Raw genomic sequence first — 2,987 nt, forward strand, 5'->3', positions numbered from 1 at the left:
AGCTCCCAGGTGCTGACCCCGACGGGTCCCCAGTCGACGGAGATCTTCCGGCCGGGGTCCAGGTCGACCACCTTGGCCGCGTACCCGGTCTCGAACGCCGATCCGGGCGGTGCCGCAGAGCACCGCCTCGTCCAGCCCGGTGCCGGCGCGCGCCGCGCTGAGCCGGTGCGGGTACGGCAACGCGTCGACGAAGCCGATCGGGTCGATCCGTACCGCCCGCTCCGGCAGCGGGGTGAACGACTCCGGATCGGCCAGCTGGAGCACCCGCTCGGGGGCGTCGAGCCGGGCGTGGGAGCCGCATTCGGGGCAGACGTCCAGGTTGCGCCGCAGCCGTTTGCGGTACAGCAGCGAGGCACATCCGTCGCAGCGGGCCCAGAGCTGCTCGTCGCGGGGCGCGGTGGTGGTCACGGCCGCCGCCCGGGCGCGTCGTAGCGGTAGAAGCAGTGGGCCATGGCGTCGCGCGGGGACCGCCAGGTCGGCAGGTACGGCGAGATGTACGGCCGCAGCCGCTCGCTGACCCGGACGAACTCGGGGTGACCCCGGGCATCCTCCACCGCGCCCTCGGTCGGCCGCTCCGTCTCCAGCAGGTGCACGTACAGGTCGTGCAGCCGGTAGAGCGAACGGTGCCGGACGCCGACCAACCCGGGCAGGTCGGTCGCGTCGGACTCGGCGAAGATCTCGGCGACCCGGTCCTCGGCGGTCGGCAGCACCTTGGCGACGATGAGCGAGCGGTCCATGGACAGCCTCCCCTGCGATGCGTTCCGGGGCGGGTGCCACCGGCCCGCCGAACGACTGCCGACACGGTGCCGCCGCGGGCGTCAACGGGGCGTCATCGGGCCGCTATCCGGGCCGGATCTTCGTGACGCTGCGTTGACGCAAGCTGTGCGCTCGCTATGGGGAGATCATCTGCCCGTTTCCCGCATGGCGACACTTTCTCGCAGTTCAACGCAGTTTTGAACGAGTCCAGGAGAGACGGTCACCTTGACGACGAGTCATTGACCGAGCGTAACCATCGTTGATAATCTCCGTCTTTGTCAGCCCGGCGGCAACGGCGTCCGCCGCTGCGGCGGAGCCCCTCCGACACTGGGGTCGCGGGCAGCCGAGCCGGGCATCAGCAGACGGTCGGGACGTGGGTTCCGGTGCAGGGGGTGCGCCCGTGTCCGGTCAATCGAGAATGCCGACGGCCGGAGACCCGTCCGCCCCGCGGGTGTCGCTGCACCTGCTGGGCGGTTTCCGGCTGCTGCACGACGACGTCCCGGTGGTGGTGCCCCGGGGGCTGCAACGGGTCATCGCCCTCATCGGACTCCAACCGTCCGCCACCCGCAGCCACCTCGCCGGCCTGCTCTGGCCGGAGACCTCGGAGGAACGGGCGTTGTCGTCGCTGCGGACCGCCCTGTGGCGGTTGCGCCAGGACCCGTGCTGCCCGCTGCTCACCGACGGTGACACGGTCCGGCTCGGCGACACCGTCCACCTGGACGTCGACGAGCTGGTCGAGGCCGCCGCCCGGGTCCGGGACGGCGAACTCCCCGGCGACGCCGGCATCACCGCCCGGCACGATCTGCTGCCCGGCTGGTACGACGACTGGGTCCTGCTGGAGCGCGAGCGGCTGCGCCAACTGCGGCTGCACATGCTGGAGAAACTCGCCGGCAACCACCTCGCCGCCGGCCGGCACGGCGAGGCCCTGGAGGCGGCCCTGGAGGCGATGGCGGCCGAGCCGCTGCGGGAGACGCCGCACCGCCTGGTGGTCCGGATCCACCTGGCGGAGGGGAACGCGTTCGAGGCGGTGCACGCCTTCTACGTCTACCGCGACCTGCTCCTGCGCGAGCTGCGGCTGGAACCCTCCGCGGCGATGTGCGCCCTGCTCGCCGACACCCTCGCCCCGATCCGGCACGCCACCCGCCGGGAACCGCCGGCGCGCCGCACCGACAGCACCGGGCCGCCGGCGCCGCAGCGCGGCCCGACCGCGCCCACCGCACGGGGCCAACGATGAGCCGGCGGCACCGGCCACAGGGGACGTCACGACGGATGTCACGGCGGCACGACCGCCGGTGACGGCGAGGTGACAGTCCCCCGGCCACGCTGTGGCACACACGGCGTCCGCCGCTCCCCGGCGGAGGCAGTACCGGCGAGAGGGGTCCCGATGAGCCGACTGTTGGTCGTCAGCCGGATCGTGCCCGGCGCGCAGGGACGGGTGGCACAGATCTTCGCCGAGTCCGACGCGAGCGAGCTGCCCCGGCTGACCGGCGTCCGCCACCGGTCCCTGTACTACCTGCACGACCTGTGCGTACACCTGATGGAGACCACGGACGTCGACCCGGACGTGGCGGCCGGCGCGCGCGAGCACCCGCTGTACCGGACGGTCAACGAACGGCTCTCCGCGCACACGTCGCCGTACCTGCCGACCTGGCGCTCCCCCCGGGACGCCGTGGCCGACTGCTTCTACAGCTGGGACGCCGCCGGCCTGCCGGCGGCCCGGCCGCTCGGCTGAGGCGGCCCCGCGGACGGGCGTCCCGGGCCCCCATGGCACCAGGGTCCGGGACGCCCTTTGTGGCCGGCCGAGGCACACGCTCGGTCATGCCCCCACCACCGGCCGACACCACCCCGTCCCACCAGCGACGGGAGCGGCGGACCTCCCTGTCGCCGCCGCCGTACGTGTGCGAAGCTGCCCCGAGTTTTCTCGGACTGTCACGCACACACATATGAGGAGGTTGGCCGTGCCGTCGAGTTTCGGGCAATGGCTGGTCGTGATCCTGGCCCTGCTGGTGGGACTGGTGGTCGGATGGGTGGTGAGCGGTCGGCGGACGGCCGCCGGGCCGACGACCACGGTGGAGGGCCAGCCGGCGGCCGAGGCCACCGTCGACCAGGAGCGGCCGGAGGCGGTCGTCGACGAGGCGCGGGCAGCAGCCGGCCCTTGACGCCGGCCAGCAGCCAGATCTCGTGTCCGACCGTGGTGAGGTCGAGGCGCTGGTCGTCCGGCTGGTCCTTGG

4 protein-coding genes and 1 pseudogene are annotated in these 2,987 nt (G+C 73.1%); 3 read left to right on the top strand and 2 right to left on the bottom strand.

Annotated features, from left to right (window positions below):
• Window positions 1-408 (bottom strand): annotated as a pseudogene (locus ACWEVO_RS33895) (hypothetical protein); the annotation flags it as partial.
• Window positions 405-737: a TcmI family type II polyketide cyclase gene (locus ACWEVO_RS33900; RefSeq protein ID WP_393173794.1), complete on the bottom strand. Its 333-nt coding sequence runs from the start codon at window positions 735-737 to the stop codon at window positions 405-407. The pseudogene ACWEVO_RS33895 and the gene ACWEVO_RS33900, both read right to left, overlap by 4 nt.
• 437 nt (window positions 738-1,174) lie before the next feature.
• Here ACWEVO_RS33900 and ACWEVO_RS33905 point away from each other — a divergent pair, with 437 nt between their 5' ends.
• The 3 genes from ACWEVO_RS33905 (at window position 1,175) to ACWEVO_RS33915 (ending at window position 2,915) form a co-directional block, all read left to right on the top strand.
• Window positions 1,175-1,990 (top strand): AfsR/SARP family transcriptional regulator, encoded by an 816-nt coding sequence (locus tag ACWEVO_RS33905; protein WP_452311498.1) that lies wholly within the window; start codon window positions 1,175-1,177, stop codon window positions 1,988-1,990.
• 150 nt (window positions 1,991-2,140) lie between these two features.
• Window positions 2,141-2,488, top strand: a complete 348-nt coding sequence (locus ACWEVO_RS33910) for a TcmI family type II polyketide cyclase (protein WP_452311499.1) — start codon at window positions 2,141-2,143, stop codon at window positions 2,486-2,488.
• A 226-nt stretch (window positions 2,489-2,714) separates the two neighbouring features.
• Entirely contained in the window at window positions 2,715-2,915 is a 201-nt protein-coding gene (locus ACWEVO_RS33915) for a hypothetical protein (protein ID WP_452311500.1), read from the top strand.
• Window positions 2,916-2,987 lie beyond the last annotated feature (72 nt).

It is taken from the genome of Micromonospora sp. NPDC003776 (assembly GCF_053605645.1).

Coding starts and splice junctions, on each gene's coding strand:
- ACWEVO_RS33900 (WP_393173794.1), bottom strand. CDS start 737: ATGGACCGCTCGCTCATCGTCGCCAAGGTGCTGCCGACCGCCGAGGAC.
- ACWEVO_RS33905 (WP_452311498.1), top strand. CDS start 1,175: ATGCCGACGGCCGGAGACCCGTCCGCCCCGCGGGTGTCGCTGCACCTG.
- ACWEVO_RS33910 (WP_452311499.1), top strand. CDS start 2,141: ATGAGCCGACTGTTGGTCGTCAGCCGGATCGTGCCCGGCGCGCAGGGA.